Annotated in this window: 16 protein-coding genes; 13 read left to right on the top strand and 3 right to left on the bottom strand. The window is 72.5% G+C overall.

What is annotated here, in order from left to right; all coding sequences use genetic code 11:
* Positions 1-72 precede the first annotated feature (72 nt).
* From V7S47_RS21335 to V7S47_RS21320, 4 genes are all read left to right on the top strand, one after another.
* Positions 73-438 carry a YraN family protein gene (locus tag V7S47_RS21335; protein WP_336563460.1) on the top strand — a complete coding sequence of 122 codons (366 nt, stop codon included), beginning with the start codon at positions 73-75 and terminating at the stop codon, positions 436-438.
* Positions 438-2,039: a YifB family Mg chelatase-like AAA ATPase gene (locus V7S47_RS21330; RefSeq protein WP_336563459.1), complete on the top strand. Its 1,602-nt coding sequence runs from the start codon at positions 438-440 to the stop codon at positions 2,037-2,039. Before V7S47_RS21335 ends, V7S47_RS21330 begins: the two co-directional genes overlap by 1 nt.
* Positions 2,036-3,181, top strand: a complete 1,146-nt coding sequence (dprA, locus tag V7S47_RS21325; RefSeq protein WP_336563458.1) for a DNA-processing protein DprA — start codon at positions 2,036-2,038, stop codon at positions 3,179-3,181. Before V7S47_RS21330 ends, dprA begins: the two co-directional genes overlap by 4 nt.
* 77 nt (positions 3,182-3,258) lie before the next feature.
* Positions 3,259-4,158: a tyrosine recombinase XerC gene (locus V7S47_RS21320; RefSeq protein ID WP_336563546.1), complete on the top strand. Its 900-nt coding sequence runs from the start codon at positions 3,259-3,261 to the stop codon at positions 4,156-4,158.
* A gap of 136 nt (positions 4,159-4,294) precedes the next feature.
* Here the strand turns inward: V7S47_RS21320 and V7S47_RS21315 are convergent, their stop codons facing one another.
* Entirely contained in the window at positions 4,295-4,873 is a 579-nt protein-coding gene (locus tag V7S47_RS21315; protein ID WP_336563457.1) for a murein hydrolase activator EnvC family protein, read from the bottom strand.
* Between the two features lie 410 nt (positions 4,874-5,283).
* Here V7S47_RS21315 and rpsB point away from each other — a divergent pair, with 410 nt between their 5' ends.
* The 9 genes from rpsB (at position 5,284) to V7S47_RS21270 (ending at position 12,706) form a co-directional block, all read left to right on the top strand.
* Positions 5,284-6,264, top strand: a complete 981-nt coding sequence (rpsB, locus tag V7S47_RS21310) for a 30S ribosomal protein S2 (RefSeq protein WP_336563456.1) — start codon at positions 5,284-5,286, stop codon at positions 6,262-6,264.
* Between the two features lie 95 nt (positions 6,265-6,359).
* Positions 6,360-7,172 (top strand): translation elongation factor Ts, encoded by an 813-nt coding sequence (gene tsf, locus V7S47_RS21305; protein WP_336563455.1) that lies wholly within the window; start codon positions 6,360-6,362, stop codon positions 7,170-7,172.
* Between the two features lie 198 nt (positions 7,173-7,370).
* On the top strand, positions 7,371-8,486 hold the full coding sequence (locus tag V7S47_RS21300) for an SPFH domain-containing protein (RefSeq protein WP_336563454.1): 1,116 nt from the start codon (positions 7,371-7,373) through the stop codon (positions 8,484-8,486).
* A 31-nt stretch (positions 8,487-8,517) separates the two neighbouring features.
* Entirely contained in the window at positions 8,518-9,645 is a 1,128-nt protein-coding gene (locus V7S47_RS21295; RefSeq protein ID WP_336563453.1) for a hypothetical protein, read from the top strand.
* Between the two features lie 86 nt (positions 9,646-9,731).
* On the top strand, positions 9,732-10,445 hold the full coding sequence (gene pyrH / locus V7S47_RS21290; protein WP_170866962.1) for a UMP kinase: 714 nt from the start codon (positions 9,732-9,734) through the stop codon (positions 10,443-10,445).
* A 58-nt stretch (positions 10,446-10,503) separates the two neighbouring features.
* Entirely contained in the window at positions 10,504-11,058 is a 555-nt protein-coding gene (gene frr, locus V7S47_RS21285; RefSeq protein ID WP_211752795.1) for a ribosome recycling factor, read from the top strand.
* Between the two features lie 27 nt (positions 11,059-11,085).
* Positions 11,086-11,955, top strand: coding sequence for a phosphatidate cytidylyltransferase (locus V7S47_RS21280; protein ID WP_336563452.1), 870 nt, complete (start codon positions 11,086-11,088; stop codon positions 11,953-11,955).
* Between the two features lie 8 nt (positions 11,956-11,963).
* Entirely contained in the window at positions 11,964-12,359 is a 396-nt protein-coding gene (locus tag V7S47_RS21275) for a hypothetical protein (protein ID WP_336563451.1), read from the top strand.
* On the top strand, positions 12,356-12,706 hold the full coding sequence (locus V7S47_RS21270) for a hypothetical protein (protein ID WP_336563450.1): 351 nt from the start codon (positions 12,356-12,358) through the stop codon (positions 12,704-12,706). The genes V7S47_RS21275 and V7S47_RS21270 overlap by 4 nt, the downstream gene beginning before the upstream one ends.
* On the opposite strand, the gene glpK is transcribed toward V7S47_RS21270, so the two are convergent.
* Positions 12,703-14,217 carry a glycerol kinase GlpK gene (glpK, locus tag V7S47_RS21265; RefSeq protein ID WP_336563449.1) on the bottom strand — a complete coding sequence of 505 codons (1,515 nt, stop codon included), beginning with the start codon at positions 14,215-14,217 and terminating at the stop codon, positions 12,703-12,705. The two genes, V7S47_RS21270 and glpK, sit on opposite strands and share 4 nt — an antisense overlap.
* Positions 14,214-14,972: an IclR family transcriptional regulator gene (locus V7S47_RS21260; RefSeq protein ID WP_336563448.1), complete on the bottom strand. Its 759-nt coding sequence runs from the start codon at positions 14,970-14,972 to the stop codon at positions 14,214-14,216. Before V7S47_RS21260 ends, glpK begins: the two co-directional genes overlap by 4 nt.
* Positions 14,973-15,038 lie beyond the last annotated feature (66 nt).

Genomic DNA, 15,038 nt, shown 5'->3' with positions numbered 1-15,038 from the left:
TTCTCCACAGGCGTCCCTCTCGTCGCCCTGCTCGTCCCCGCCCGCGGACAGGCTGTCCGCAGGAGGTCAGCGATGACGGGAACCACGACCAAGCAGGCCCTCGGGGCCTACGGCGAGTCACTCGCCGCACGCCACCTGACGGCCCAGGGGATGATCCTGCTGGACCGCAACTGGCGGTGCGACGCGGGCGAGATCGACCTGGTGCTGCGCGAGCGCGACGTGCTGGTGGTCTGCGAGGTCAAGACCCGCAGCAGCGACCGGTGCGGCACGCCGCACGAGGCGATCACCGAGTTGAAGCTCGCCCGGCTGCGGCGCCTCGCGGTGCGCTGGCGCGAGGCGCACGGCCTCGGACCGGTCGAGATCCGCATCGACCTGGTCGCGGTGATCCGACCGCGGCGCGGACCGTCCCAGATCGACCACGTGCCCGGGATCGGCTGATGCCGTTCGCCACGGCCCGCACCGTCTCGCTCCAGGGGGCGCTCGGCCATCTCATCGACGTGCAGTCCGACGTGTCGCCGGGACAGGTCGGGACGACCATGGTCGGCCGGCCCGATGCCTCGCTCAACGAGGCCCGCGACCGGTGCCGGATGGCGATCATCAACTCCGGGCTGACCTGGCCGGCCACCAAGCGGATCACGATCCTGCTCTCGCCCGCCGACCTGCCGAAGCGTGGCACCCACTTCGACCTGGCGATCGCCATCTCGGTCCTGGCCGCCGACGGACGTCTCCCGCGTTCGGCCCTCGAGCAGGTGGCCCTGATCGGGGAGCTGACGCTCGACGGTGGCCTGCGGCCCGTCGAGGGCGTGCTGCCGATGGTGCTGGCGGCCGCCGACCGGGGGATCCGCGCGGTCTTCGTGCCCGAGCCGCAAGCCGAGGAGGCCGCGATGGTGCCCGACATGTCCGTCCTCGGGGTGCGGTCGCTGGCCCAGGTGGTCGCCCTGCTGCGCGGCGACGAGGTGCCCGAGGCGCCCCCGGTGGCGGCCGCCTCGGGCAGCCGGCTGCTCTCGTGGCGGGGCGAGGAGCGGATGGAGGAGGTCGACCTCGCCGACCTGATCGGCATGTCCGACGCGCGCTACGCCATCGAGGTGGCGGCCGCCGGCGGCCACCACCTGATGCTGTCCGGTCCCAAGGGAGCCGGCAAGACGAGCATCGCGGAGCGGATCCCGACCGTCCTGCCCGACCTGACCCCCGAGGAGTCGCTCGAGCTGACCGCCCTGCACTCGCTGGCCGGCGTGCTCGACGCCGAGAGCGGCATGATCCGGCGGCCACCCTTCCTCGCTCCCCACCACGACGCCAGCAAGGCCAGCCTGGTCGGCGGCGGATCGGGGCAGGTGCGCCCGGGCGCCGTGAGCCTCGCGCACGCCGGGGTCCTCTTCCTGGACGAGTTCCCCCTGTTCCGAAGCGACGCGATCGAGGCGTTGCGCCAGCCGCTCGAGAACGGTGACGTGGTGGTCGCCCGGACCGACGAGCAGGTCCGGCTGCCCGCTCGCGGCATGGTCGTGCTGGCCTGCAACCCGTGCCCGTGCGGCGACTACACGCCCGCCGCCGCGACGAACAGGTGCGGCTGCAAGGAGGTCAAGCGGCGGGAGTACCGGCACAAGATCACCGGCCCGGTCGCCGACCGGGTCGACATCCTGCGTCATGTCGAGCCCCTGCGCCCCCACGAGAGCCGCGACCGTCTCACGGTCCCGGAGGACTCCGCGTCGGTCCGGCTCCGGGTGGAGCGCGCTCGGCAGCGCCAGCGCGACCGCTACGCCGAGGTCGGGTGGCGGCTCAACGCCCACGTGCCCGGCGCCGCGCTCCGCGACCGGTGGCCGCTCGACCCTGCGGGCCGGGACCGGCTCGACAGCGACGTCTACGACGCCAAGATCACCTCCCGGGGCGCCGTCCGGGTCCACCGGCTGGCCTGGACGGTCCACGACCTGGGGGCCCGGCACGCACCGGACCGACTGCCCGGGCTCGCCGAGGTCGAGGTGGCGCTCGCCCTGCGTCGGGGCGACCCGCTGCCGCTGGCCCTGCTGCAGCGGCAGGCGTCGTGAGCGCTCCGGAGGCGGAGCGGTTGGCCCGGGTCGGACTGTCGCTGCTGACCGAGCCCGGCGACCCACGCGTCGCCGCCGTCGTGGGTGAGGTCGGCGCCCAGGCGCTCTACGCCAACGTCCTGCAGCAGCGGGCCGACCGGCCGAGCCGGGAGATCCGGGACGACGCGGCCAGCCGCACCGGCGGCAAGGATCCGGCCGGCGAGCTCGCCGACGCGGCGCGGGCCGGGCTGCGCTTCGTCGTACCGGGGGACACGGAGTGGCCCGACCAGCTCGACGACCTCGCCCACGTGCCGGTGCTCCAGCAGCGCGGCGGACCGCCGCTGGGCCTGTGGGTGAAGGGCCCCCTCCGCCTCGACGCCCTCGCCCGTTCGGTCGCGGTGGTCGGGTCCCGGTCGGCCACCACCTACGGCGCCGACGCGGCCGCCGAGCTCGCAGCCGTGGTGGCCCGAGCCGGGTGCCCGGTCGTGTCCGGTGCCGCCTTCGGCATCGACCAGGCCGCTCATCGTGGGGCATTGGGTGGCGGTGGTCAGACCGTGGCGGTGCTGGCCTGCGGGGCCGACCGCATCTATCCCCAGGCCCACCGCGACCTCCTGGAGCACCTGGCCCGCGAGGGTGCGGTCGTGTCGGAGACCGCTCCTGGGGGCGCCCCGATGCGGATCCGCTTCCTGAGTCGCAACCGGATCATCGCCGCACTGACCTCCGGCACGGTGCTCGTCGAGGCAGCCGTGCGCAGTGGCGCGCTCAACACCGCTAACTGGGCCTCGCGCCTCCAGCGGCCGCTGATGGGCGTTCCGGGCCCGATCACCAGCGCTCCGTCCCAGGGCGTCCACCAGCTGCTGCGCGCGGGCGCGGCGACGCTGGTGACGTCGGGGGCGGAGGTCCTGGAGGTCGTCGCGCCGATGGGGGAGCACGTCGTCGAGGAACCGCGTGGCCGCGAGCGGTCGCGCGACCGCCTCTCGACCAAGGACCAGCAGGTCCTCGACGCGGTTCCGGTCCGGCGCTCGGTCGGCACCGACTCGATCGCGCGCACCGCGGGCCTGGCGATGCTGACCGTGGCCTCGGCCCTCGACCGGCTGCGGGCCGGCGGCTTCGTCGAGCGGGTCGAGGACGGCTGGCGGCTCGCCGCGCTGGCGCACGAGTAGGACGTCGGTCCCTCCCTAGACTCGGTCGGGTGAGCGACGAGCCGAGCGAGGAGCCCGACGCTGGGCTCCCGGAGCCGATGGCGCGGGTGCTGGGGGAGTACGAGCGGCACCTGGTCTCCGAGCGCGACCTGGCGCCGCACACGGTCCGGGCCTACCTCACCGACCTGGCCGGACTGCTCGAGCACGCCCACCGGCTCGGCCACACGGACGTGACCGAGCTCGACCTCCGCACCCTGCGCAGCTGGTTGGCCAAGCAGCAGACCATGGGCCGCTCCCGCACCACCCTGGCCCGCCGAGCCACCGCCGCGCGGGTCTTCACCGCCTGGCTGGCCCGCACCGGCCGCAGCCCCTCCGACGCGGGCTCCAGCCTGGGCTCGCCGAAGGCGCACTCGACCCTTCCGTCGGTGCTGCGCGCCGACCAGGCCGAGGACCTGATCGCCGCGGCGACGGAGCTCGCCGACGACGGCAGCCCGGTCGGCCTGCGCGACGTGGCGATGCTCGAGCTGCTCTACGCCACCGGGATCCGGGTCGGCGAGCTCGCCGGGCTCGACATCGACGACCTGGACGCCGACCGCAACGTCGTCCGCGTGTTCGGCAAGGGGCGCAAGGAGCGCACCGTGCCCTACGGCCGCCCGGCCGCCCGGGCGCTGCAGTTCTGGCTGCGCCAGGGCCGCCCGCTCCTCGCGCGGGAGGGCTCGGCAGCGGCGCTCTTCCTGGGCGCGCGTGGCGGCCGGATCGACCAGCGGGCCGTGCGGACCCTGGTGCACCGCCGGATCGCCGACGTCCCCGGTGCGCCGGACATCGGTCCGCACGGCCTGCGCCACACCGCCGCCACCCACCTCCTCGAGGGTGGCGCCGACCTGCGTTCGGTCCAGGAGCTGCTCGGCCATGCCTCGCTGGCCACCACGCAGCGCTACACCCACGTCACCACTGACCGCCTCCGCCGCGCCTACCAGCAGGCCCATCCCCGGGCATGACGAGGACGCGTCAGCGGACTCGTCGATGGTGGTCGAGCGAGCGGCGCGACCGAGGCGATGTCCTGAATGACGTGAGAGACGAGCGTCGTATCGAAGGGGACGAAGCCGCGACCTGCGTGTCGAGTCCCCCTCCTGGTCACGCGAACAGATCGGCCAGCGCGATCAGCGGTCGCCAGCCGTCGTACGGCGAGCGCGGGGCGAGCGGAGCCGCTCCGACCGGTTCGTCCCGCCACAGCGGGAGCAGCCGGACCGGGCCGCCACCGACCAGCCGCAGCGGGTCGAGGTAGGTCTCGGTTCCCTCGATCCAGCCCCAGTGCAGGCAGGTCCGGGGCAGGCAGTGGGAGCCGCCGGGTTGCAGCGTGCCGAGGGTGGCGCCGGCCGCGACGACGTCGCCGACCGCGACCGAGGCGGCGACGGGCTCGTAGGTCGTGCGGGTCGGGCCGTGGTCGACGACGACCACGCCGCGCCCGGCGAGCGACCCGGCGAACGAGACCTCGCCGGCGAGCGCCGCCACGACCTGCTGGCCGGGCGCGCCCAAGAGGTCGACGCCGCGGTGGCCGGCGCCCCACTCCTCCTCGGGCGGGTCGAACCTCGCGACCACCTCGGGCTCGGGCGCGAGCGGCCAGACCCCCACGGGGTCGGTCCCGGCGCTCGCGCGAGCGGGTGCGAGCAGCACGATCGGCAGGGCCAGCAGGACGACGAGGAGGCGGGTCATGGGGCCAGCCTCGGTCGCCTCGGGGCGGCCAGCGAGGGTGGGCGGAGCAGCGGTGGACAACCGGGGCGTGGAGGGTGGCTGTGGACGGTCGGCGGCCCGCCGGTCGCGATTGGCCCCTGAGCGCTGCGGTCCCGTAGTCTGGCGGACGCGATCCGGGTGCCTGCACCCAGATCGACTTCGCACGCCGGCAGACCGCGACGGTCCCTCGCTCTGACAACGAGGGGGACCGATCACCCGCGGGCGACGGTCCTCGGTCCCGCAGAGATGCGGGTGGGGCCGCGCGCAGGCGTCAGGGCGACCGGCACCCGTCGGTTGCACGGAACTGAAAACAACAACGGACCGGCCTCCCGGCGTGCCCTGCTTCAAGGGCTCGCAGACGGGTGCCGGACCACCAGGAGAAGAGAACCCACATGGCAGTCGTGACCATGCGCCAGCTCCTTGAGAGCGGCGTCCACTTCGGGCACCAGACCCGTCGCTGGAACCCCAAGATGAAGCGCTTCATCATGACCGAGCGCAACGGCATCTACATCATCGACCTGCAGCAGTCGCTGGCCTACATCGACCGGTCCTACGCCTTCATCAAGGAGACGGTCGCCAAGGGCGGGACGATCATGTTCGTCGGCACCAAGAAGCAGGCGCAGGAGGCGATCGCCGAGCAGGCGACCCGCGTGGGCATGCCCTACGTCAACCAGCGCTGGCTCGGCGGCATGCTGACCAACTTCCAGACCGTGCACCAGCGGATCAACCGTCTGAAGGAGCTCGACGAGCTCGACTTCGACAACGTCGCCGCGTCCGGCCGCACCAAGAAGGAGCTCCTCCAGATGCGTCGCGAGCGCGACAAGCTGGAGAAGACCCTCGGCGGCATCCGCGAGATGGGCCGTACCCCGTCCGCCGTCTGGATCGTCGACACCAAGAAGGAGCACCTCGCCGTCGAGGAGGCTCGCAAGCTCCGGATCCCGATCATCGGCATCCTGGACACCAACTGCGACCCCGACGAGGTCGACTTCCCGATCCCGGGCAACGACGACGCGATCCGCGCCGTCGGCCTGCTCACCCGCGTCATCGCCGACGCCGTCGCCGAGGGCCTGATCGCCCGCTCCGGCGCCAAGTCGGGCGAGGGCGAGAAGGCGCCGGGCGCCGCGGAGCCGCTGGCCGAGTGGGAGCGCGAGCTCCTGACCGGTGACGCCGAGCAGGCCGCCGAGGCCGCCACCGGCGCGCCCGCCGACGAGGCTGCCGCCTCCGAGGCCACCGGCGCGTCGACCGAGGGCGCCGAGGCGGCCGAGGTCGCCGAGACCGCGACCGAGGAGCCCGCTGCCGAGGCTGCCGTCACCGAGGAGCCGGCCGCCGAGGCCGTCACCGAGGAGCCGGCCGCCGACGAGGCCAAGGCCTGACGTTCACCTGATCGCGGCGGGCCGGCGTACGACGTACGACGGCCCGCCGCGCTGGTGCACGACGCAGTTCCTAAACGACCCAGAGGAAGAGACACATGGCGAACATCTCCGCCGCCGACGTCAAGAAGCTCCGTGAGCTCACCGGCGCCGGCATGATGGACTGCAAGAAGGCCCTCACCGAGGCCGACGGCGACTTCGACAAGGCCGTCGAGATCCTGCGGATCAAGGGTGGCAAGAAGATGGCCGAGCGTGCCGCCGAGCGCGAGGCCTCGGCCGGTCTGGTCGCCCACTCCGCCGGCGTCCTGGTCGAGCTGAAGTGCGAGACCGACTTCGTCGCCAAGGGTGACGACTTCGTCGCGACCGCGCAGAAGATCGCCGACGCCGCGTCCGAGTCCAAGGCCGCCGACGTCGAGGCCCTCAAGGCGATCGAGATCGACGGCCAGACCGTCGGCAACATCGTCGACGCCCTCGCGGTCTCGATCGGCGAGAAGATCGAGCTCGGCCAGTACGTCCACTTCGACGGCCCGGTCGTCGCCTACCTGCACAAGCGTGCCGCCGACCTGCCGCCCGCGGTCGGTGTCCTGGTCGAGTACGACGGCGACGCCGACGCTGCTCGCGCCGCCGCGATGCAGGTCGCCGCGATGCGCCCGCAGTACCTCACCCGTGACGAGGTCCCCGCCGACATCGTCGCCAAGGAGCGCGAGATCGCCGAGGCCACCTCGCGCGAGGAGGGCAAGCCCGAGCAGGCGATCGCCAAGATCACCGAGGGTCGGCTCAACGGCTTCTTCAAGGACGTGGTGCTCCTCGAGCAGCCGTCGGTGACCGAGAACAAGAAGTCGGTCAAGACGGTCCTCGACGAGGCCGGCACCACCCTGAAGCGGTTCGCCCGCTTCGAGGTCGGCGCCTGATCCGAGGCGCCCCCGCAGCACCCAGCAGCACCCCCGAGGCCGGGCCGGAGCGAGAGCTCCGGCCCGGCCTCGCGGCGTTGCTGGACCAGACCTCCCCGGGAGGCGGGCTGTGTATTCGTCATCTCGGGGTCGCTGCGGTCGAGTAGTGTCCCGGTGCGGCCGTCGGGGTCGCGGAGATCGGCGTCGCTAGGGGAACCCATGGGTCTGTTCGACAAGGTGCGCGGCCAGTTCATCGACATCGTCGAGTTCCTCGACGACAGTCGCGACACCCTCGTGTGGCGCTTCCCGCGCCAGGGCAACGAGATCAAGATGAACGCCCAGCTCGTGGTCCGCGAGGGGCAGGTGGCGGTCTTCGAGAACGAGGGTCAGATCGCCGACGTGTTCACGCCCGGCACCTACACGCTGGAGACGAAGAACCTTCCGATCCTGTCCACCCTGAAGGGGTGGAAGTACGGCTTCAACAGCCCGTTCAAGGCCGAGGTCTACTTCGTCGGGATGCGCCAGTACACCGACATGAAGTGGGGCACCCAGAACCCCGTCACCATCCGTGACGCCGAGTTCGGCATGGTCCGCCTGCGGGCCTTCGGCACGTACTCGCTGCAGGTCACCGACGCCGCCAAGCTGCTGCGCCAGCTGGTCGGCACCGACCCGCAGTTCCGCACCGACGAGGTCTCCGAGTTCCTCCGCCAGAACATCGTCAGCCAGGTCGGTACGGCGCTCGCCAACTCCAACCTGCCGATGCTCGACCTCGCGGCCAACCAGCAGACCATCGCTGCCACCCTGGCCGGCACGCTGACCACGAACCTCGCCGACTTCGGCATCGCCATCCCGCGCTTCATCATCGAGAACATCTCCCTGCCGCCCGAGGTGGAGGAGGCACTCGACAAGCGCACCCAGATGGGCGTGCTCGGCAATCTCGACCAGTACGCCAAGTTCCAGGCGGCGGAGGCCATCGGCGACGCGGCCAACAACCCGGGTGGTGCGGGCGAGGGCCTGGGCCTCGGCGTCGGCATGGCGCTGGGCCGGCAGATGGCCGACTCCCTGGCGCCCCAGCAGCCCACCGCGGCCGCTCCGGCGGCGGCCGGCCCGCCGCCGGTCCCCGGTGCTGCCCAGCCGTGGTTCCTGGCCGTCGGGGGAGCGCAGGTCGGCCCGCTGGCCGTGGGCGACCTGCCCGCGAAGGTCGCCACCGGCGAGCTCACCCCGACCACCCTGGTCTGGCAGCAGGGCATGGGCGCCTGGACCGCCGCGTCCGAGCTGCCCGAGCTCCAGGGCCTGTTCGCCGCCACGCCGCCGCCGCTGCCGCCGCAGGCCTGACCCCTCCGACCCAGAGAGCACCCAGAGCACCATGTCCGAGGAGACCCCCGCGGCGCTCGCGCCGCTCAGCTCGACCTGCCCGAGCTGTGGCGCGCAGACGTCGTACGCGCCCGGTACGACGACGTTGAGGTGCGGCTCGTGCGGCACCCAGCTGGAGATCGCCGCGTCGACGGCGACCATCCGCGAGCACTCGTTCGACGAATGGGTGGGCAAGCACGGCGACGTGCAGGTCGCCCAGCTCGGCGCCCACGTGCTGCGCTGCCAGGGCTGCGGGGCCAGCACCGAGACCGCCGACCTGGCCGGGACCTGCCAGTTCTGCGGGGGCGCGCTGATCGCCGTGGACCGACCCGAGGGGCTGGTGGCGCCCGAGGCGGTCGTGCCGTTCCACGTCGACCAGCGCGCTGCCCGCGAGGAGTTCAAGAAGTGGGTCGGCTCGCGCCGCTTCGCGCCCAACGCGCTGAAGAAGGTCGGGTCGACCGAGGGGCTGCAGGGCACCTACGTCCCGCACTGGACCTACGACGCCCACACCGAGACCGACTACGAGGGCCAGCGCGGCGACTACTACTACGTCACGGTCAGCCACCAGGTCTCCGACGGCAAGGGCGGCACCCGCACCGAGACGCGGCAGGAGCGGCGTACCCGCTGGAGCCACGCGTCCGGCCACGTCGCCCGCTCGTTCGACGACGTGCTGGTGGCCGGCACCGAGCGGCTCGACCGCAAGAAGCTCGACAAGATGGGCCCCTGGCGCCTGGAGGACGCCCGGCCCTTCCAGCAGGAGTACCTCACCGGCTACTCCGCGCTCCGCTACGACGTCGACCCGCAGGCGGGGTCGAACAACGCCCGCCAGCAGATGCAGCGGGTCATCGAGGACGACTGCGAGCGCGACATCGGCGGCGACGAGCAGCGGGTGTCCGACATGGACGTGACCTACTCGCAGGCCATGTTCAAGCTGGTGCTGATGCCCCTGTGGATCGCCACCTACCTCTACGGCGGAAAGACCTGGCAGGTGATGGTCAACGCCAACACCGGAGAGGTCGTCGGGGATCGTCCCTGGAGCGTGCCGAAGATCGTCGCGGCCGTGCTCGCCGCCCTGGTGGTGATCGGTGTGATCGTCGCCATCGTCCTGACGACCTCCGGCAGCACCTCCTCCAACCCGTAGCCCGGTCATCCGATAGGTTGCTCCCGGTGGCCGGGCCGCGCGTGCGCGCCCGGTCCGACCTTCGACGTCGACCAGGGAGGTCCTCGGTGACCGGGTACAAGCGCGTGCTCCTGAAGCTCTCGGGCGAGGTGTTCGGCGGCGGCAACGTCGGCGTCGACCCCGACGTCGTGCAGAAGATCGCCGCGGAGATCGCGGAGGTGGCCCGGGCCGGGGTGCAGATCGCCGTCGTCACCGGCGGCGGCAACTTCTTCCGCGGTGCCGAGCTGCAGCAGCGCGGCATGGATCGCGTGCGGGCCGACTACATGGGCATGCTCGGCATCGTCATGAACTGTCTGGCCCTCCAGGACTTCCTGGAGAAGATGGGCGTCGAGACCCGGGTCCAGACGGCGATCACGATGGGCCAGGTCGCGGAGCCCTACATCCCGCGCCGGGCCATCCGGCACATGGAGAAGGGCCGGGTCGTCATCTTCGGAGCCGGCATGGGCATGCCCTTCTTCTCCACCGACACCGTCGCCGTCCAGCGGGCGCTGGAGTCGAAGTGCGACGTGGTCCTGGTCGCCAAGAGCGGCGTCGACGGCGTCTACACCGCCGACCCGAAGCTCGACCCGACGGCCACCAAGTTCGATGACCTCACCTACGCCGAGGCGATCACCCGTGGCCTGCGGATCATGGACCAGACCGCGTTCGCGCTGTGCGGCGAGAACAAGCTGCCCATGGTCGTCTTCGGCATGGAGCCCGAGGGAAACATCCTCCGGGTCGTCCAGGGTGAGAAGATCGGCACGCTGGTGAGCGCGGGCTGACGTCCCGCACCGCCCCCACCACGACGAGCGCACGAACCGAGCAACAGGAGCAGCCGTGATCAACGACATCCTCAACGAGGCCGACGGCAAGATGTCCAAGTCGGTCGAGGCGACCCGCGAGGAGTTCGCGGCGATCCGCGCGGGCCGCGCCCACCCGAGCATGTTCAGCAAGATCGTCGTCGACTACTACGGCTCGCCGACGCCGCTGCAGCAGCTGGCGTCGTTCACCGCGCCCGAGGCCCGGATCATCCTGATCCAGCCCTACGACATCGGGGCGATCGGCAACATCGAGCGCGCGATCCGTGACTCCGACCTCGGCGTCAACCCGTCCAATGACGGCAAGATGCTGCGCTGCAACTTCCCGGAGCTCACCGAGGAACGCCGCAAGGAGTACATCAAGGTCGCGCGGGCCAAGGCCGAGGACGGGCGGGTCGCGGTGCGCAACCTGCGTCGTACGGCCAAGCAGAACCTGGAGAAGCTCGAGAAGGACGGCGAGGTCGGCAAGGACGACGTCACCGGTGCCGAGAAGCGGCTCGACGGCGTGACCAAGAAGCACACCGACGTGATCGACGAGCTGCTCAAGAACAAGGAGGCCGAGCTGCTGGAGGTCTGACGACCTCCCGCTCGCACGGCTCACCCGATGACCGTTCCCACCCCCGCGCCGCCGAAGGACCACGGCCGCGCCGGGCGCGACCTGCGCGCCGCCTTCACCTCCGCCTTCGTCCTCGTCGGCGCGATCCTGCTGTCGCTGCTGTTCTGGAAGACGGCGTTCATGGTGATCGTGGCGATCGCCGTGGTCGTCGCCATCTGGGAGCTGCACCGCGGGTTCGGCGCGAAGGGCATCGACCTGCCCGAGCAGCCGCTGATGGTCGGCGGCGTCGTGATGGTCGTGGTCGCCTACTTCTGGGGCGCGCCGGCCCTGGTGACGGCGACGGCCGTCGCCGCGCTGATGATCATGCTGTGGCTGCTCCAGCGCGGCATCGACGGCTACGTCCAGAACGCCACCGCGTCGGTCTTCACCCTGATCTACGTCCCGTTCCTCGGTTCGTTCGTGGCGCTGCTCCTCTCCGAGGGCGGGGGCGTCAACGCCAGCGGGCTCGACGACCCGGGCGTGCAGGGGATCATCACCTTCATCGCGATCACCGTCGCCTCCGACACCGGCGGGTACGTCGCCGGCGTGCTGTTCGGCAAGCACCCGATGGCTCCGGTCATCTCGCCCAAGAAGTCCTGGGAGGGCTTCGGCGGCTCGGTCGTGTTCTGCCTGATCGCCGGGTGGGCGCTGGTGGTCTACCTGCTCGACGGCGACTGGTGGGTCGGGATGGTGCTCGGTCTCATCACGGTCGTGATGGCGACCCTCGGCGACCTGTGCGAGTCGGTCATCAAGCGCGACCTCGGCATCAAGGACATGAGCCAGGTGGTCCCCGGCCACGGCGGCCTGATGGACCGGCTCGACTCGCTGCTCGCGACGATCGCCCCGATCTGGCTGCTCCTGCACTACCTGGTCTTCTGAGCCGGTCGGTGACCGTCTTCCTGGTCCACCACGGCCGGCTGCTCGGTGACGAGCTCGACCCGGCCGGCTTCGACGACGTCTGGGCGCTGCGCGACCGCCTCCCGCAGGGCGCGGCCTGGTTCTGCGCGCCGGAGCCGGCCACGGTGGCGACCTGCCAGCTGCTGACCGAGGCCGACGCCGGGATCCTGCCGGGCCTGCGGGACAGCGGACCCGACGAGCCCGCGGTCGCGCTGCGCGAGCGGGTCGCCGGCACCGTGGCCGGTCTGCGGCGCGAGAACCCGGGCCGCGACCTGGTGCTCGTCGGCCACCGGAGCGCCTGGGTCGCGCTCGCGGGAGCCGTCGCCGAGCCGCTCGGCACGCCGGGCGTGATCGAGCTTCCGGATGCCCTAGGGTCGGCCGGGTGAGCACCGTGGACGAGTCGGCCGGCGCGTCGGCGGAGCGCGAGCCCAGCTGGTGGCACCGCGACCACCCGACCTTCGCGTCGCTGTCGGGCTTCTTCACCGGCCTGCTCTTCGTCATCCTGGTGCCCGGCGTGTACGCCGCCCTGCTCAGCGTGCTGGTCGACACCGACACGGCCGAGGAGCTGTTCCCGCTGGTGCTGGTGACCCTGGGCATCCCGATCGGACTGGTGGTCGCGCCACGGACCCGCCGGTTCGGCCGGTTCATGCTGGTCGGCATCGTCACGACCGCCGTGGTCGTGCTCGCCTCCGCCGGCCTGGTCCTCTGGATCCTCTACAGCACCGACGCCTAGGCGTCGCCACGCTCCCACCCGAGCGTCCGGTCCACCGCCCGGCCCCAGGCCGCCCGCTCCCGCTCGCGCACGGCCGGGCTCATCGCGGGCTCCCAGGTCGCGGCGCGGTGCCAGTTGCCGCGCAGGACCTCGAGGTCGGGCCAGTAGCCGACGGCCAGCCCGGCGGCGTACGCCGCACCCAGGGAGACCGACTCGGAGACGAGCGGGCGCTCGACGGGGACGCCGAGCACGTCGGAGACGAACTGCATGAGCAGGTGGTTGGAGGTCATGCCGCCGTCGACGCGCAGGCGGGTGAAGGCGATCCCGGTGTCGGCCGCCATCGCCTCGACCACCTCGGCCGTCTGCCAGCCGGTGGCCTCGAGGACGGCCCGGGCCAGGTGCGCCTTGGTCACGTACGACGTCAGCCCGACCACCACCCCGCGGGCGTCGGGGTCCCAGCGCGGCGCGAACAGCCCCGCGAAGGCCGGGACGATGTAGCAGCCGCCGTTGTCCTCGACCCGCCGGGCCAGGGTCTCGATCTCGGGGGCCGACCCGATCATCTCGAGCGAGTCGCGGAACCACTGGACCAGGGAGCCGGCGACCGCGATCGAGCCCTCGGTCGCGTACGCCGTCGGCTGGCCCTCCAGCTGGTAGGCCACGGTCGAGAGCAGCCCGTGGTCGGACCTTGTGATCTGCTCACCGGTGTTCATCAGCAGGAACGCGCCGGTCCCGTAGGTGCACTTGGCCTCGCCGGTGGCGAAGCAGGTCTGGCCGAACAGGGCGGCCTGCTGGTCGCCGAACGCGCCGCCGATCGGGACGCCGGGCAGGCCGACCCGGCACTCGCCGTACACCTGGGCGTTGGGGCGGATCTCGGGGAGCAGCTCGACGGGGACGTCGAGCACGTCGAGCAGCCGCTGGTCCCACTGCAGGGTGCGCACGTCGGCCAGCAGGGTGCGGCTGGCGTTGGTCACGTCGGTGACGTGGACGCCGCCGTCGGGGCCGCCGGTGAGGTTCCAGATCAGCCAGCTCTCCATGGTCCCGAAGGCGATCTCGCCGGTGCGGGCGCGCCGCTGCAGGCCCGGGACGTGGTCGAGGAGCCAGCGCAGCCGGGGCGCGGAGAAGTAGCCGGCCGGGCGCATCCCGCACACCTCCTCGAACAGGTCCCCGGTCGGCCCCGCGGCGAGCTGGGCGGCGATCTCGGCGCCCCGGGTGTCCTGCCAGGTGATGGCCGGTGCCACCGGACGGCCGGTGGTGCGGTCCCACACGACCGTCGTCTCGCGCTGGTTGGCGATGCCGAGGGCGGCCAGGTCACCCGGGACCAGGCCGGCCGAGGCCAGGGCCTCGGGCAGCACCCGCAGGCAGTTCTGCCAGATCTCGGCGGCGTCGTGCTCGGCCCAGCCGGGCTGTGGGTAGTGCTGGCGGTGCTCGTGCTGGGCGGCCGCCACCATCCGGCCGGCGTGGTCGAAGACCAGGCAGCGGGTCGAGGTGGTGCCCTGGTCGAGGGCGGCGACGTACGAGCGGGACCCGGTCACAGGCGCTCCTGGAGGGTGGCGGCGATGGCCTCGGCGCTGGCGGTGACCTGCTCGGCGAGGCCGGCCCGTGGGGCGCCGTCCGGGCCGACGACCCGCTCGCGGGGGCCGACGACGCCGAGGGCGCCCACCCCGATGCCGAGGTGGTGGCGCACCGGCGCGGCGACGGCGGCCACCCCCGGTCGGAGCGCGCCGTCCACGTGGGCCCAGCCCTGGCGTCGTACGGACTGCACGACGCGGGTGAGCTCCAGTCGGCTGGTCAGCGTCGCGGGGGTGTGGCCGGGCAGCTCCAGGTTGCGCAGCCGGGAGCCGGTGGGGGAGAAGGCGAGCAGCACCTGCCCGAGCGCGCTGGCGTGCAGTGGCTGGATCTCGCCGGTGCGCAGGCGCTGCGGAGAGCCGTCGGGGCGGAAGACGTGGTGGACGATCTCGACCGTGGTGCCGCTGAGGACGCCGAGCTGCACCTCCAGGCCGGTGCGGGCCGCCAGGCCGTCGGCCCAGTTGACCGCCCGCGCCCGGAGCAGGTGGGGATCCAGGCGGGCTCCCAGGTCGCGCAGGCCGCGGTCCAGTGCGTAGTGCCCGGTCTCGGGGTCCTGGACGACGAAGCCGACCTCGACCAGCGTGCGGGTGATCCCGTGCACGGTGGGCTTGGGCAGGTCGAGGGTGCGGGCCAGCTCGCCGAGCGGCACCGGCTCGCCGACCGCCCCCAGCAGGTGCAGGACGGCGGCGGCGCGCTCGATCGACTGGATGGTGCCGGCCATGGCACCACCCTACGAGACCGTTCGACATCGTCGATCAGTCGTTCGGTGATGTCGAATGGCGCGTGT

Source organism: Nocardioides sp. CCNWLW216, assembly GCF_037120545.1.
In the GTDB taxonomy this organism is placed as follows: Bacteria; Actinomycetota; Actinomycetes; order Propionibacteriales; family Nocardioidaceae; genus Nocardioides; species Nocardioides lianchengensis.
The sequence above is the reverse complement of the archived record's forward strand: the minus strand, read 5'-3'. Positions and strand labels throughout refer to the sequence as shown.

What these genes read in the sequence shown, in the direction of transcription:
- V7S47_RS21335 (WP_336563460.1), top strand. Translation starts at nt 73, where the DNA reads ATGACGGGAACCACGACCAAGCAGGCCCTCGGGGCCTACGGCGAGTCA.
- V7S47_RS21330 (WP_336563459.1), top strand. Translation starts at nt 438, where the DNA reads ATGCCGTTCGCCACGGCCCGCACCGTCTCGCTCCAGGGGGCGCTCGGC.
- V7S47_RS21320 (WP_336563546.1), top strand. Translation starts at nt 3,259, where the DNA reads ATGGCGCGGGTGCTGGGGGAGTACGAGCGGCACCTGGTCTCCGAGCGC.
- V7S47_RS21315 (WP_336563457.1), bottom strand. Translation starts at nt 4,873, where the DNA reads ATGACCCGCCTCCTCGTCGTCCTGCTGGCCCTGCCGATCGTGCTGCTC.
- rpsB (WP_336563456.1), top strand. Translation starts at nt 5,284, where the DNA reads ATGGCAGTCGTGACCATGCGCCAGCTCCTTGAGAGCGGCGTCCACTTC.
- tsf (WP_336563455.1), top strand. Translation starts at nt 6,360, where the DNA reads ATGGCGAACATCTCCGCCGCCGACGTCAAGAAGCTCCGTGAGCTCACC.
- V7S47_RS21300 (WP_336563454.1), top strand. Translation starts at nt 7,371, where the DNA reads ATGGGTCTGTTCGACAAGGTGCGCGGCCAGTTCATCGACATCGTCGAG.
- V7S47_RS21295 (WP_336563453.1), top strand. Translation starts at nt 8,518, where the DNA reads ATGTCCGAGGAGACCCCCGCGGCGCTCGCGCCGCTCAGCTCGACCTGC.
- V7S47_RS21280 (WP_336563452.1), top strand. Translation starts at nt 11,086, where the DNA reads ATGACCGTTCCCACCCCCGCGCCGCCGAAGGACCACGGCCGCGCCGGG.
- V7S47_RS21260 (WP_336563448.1), bottom strand. Translation starts at nt 14,972, where the DNA reads ATGGCCGGCACCATCCAGTCGATCGAGCGCGCCGCCGCCGTCCTGCAC.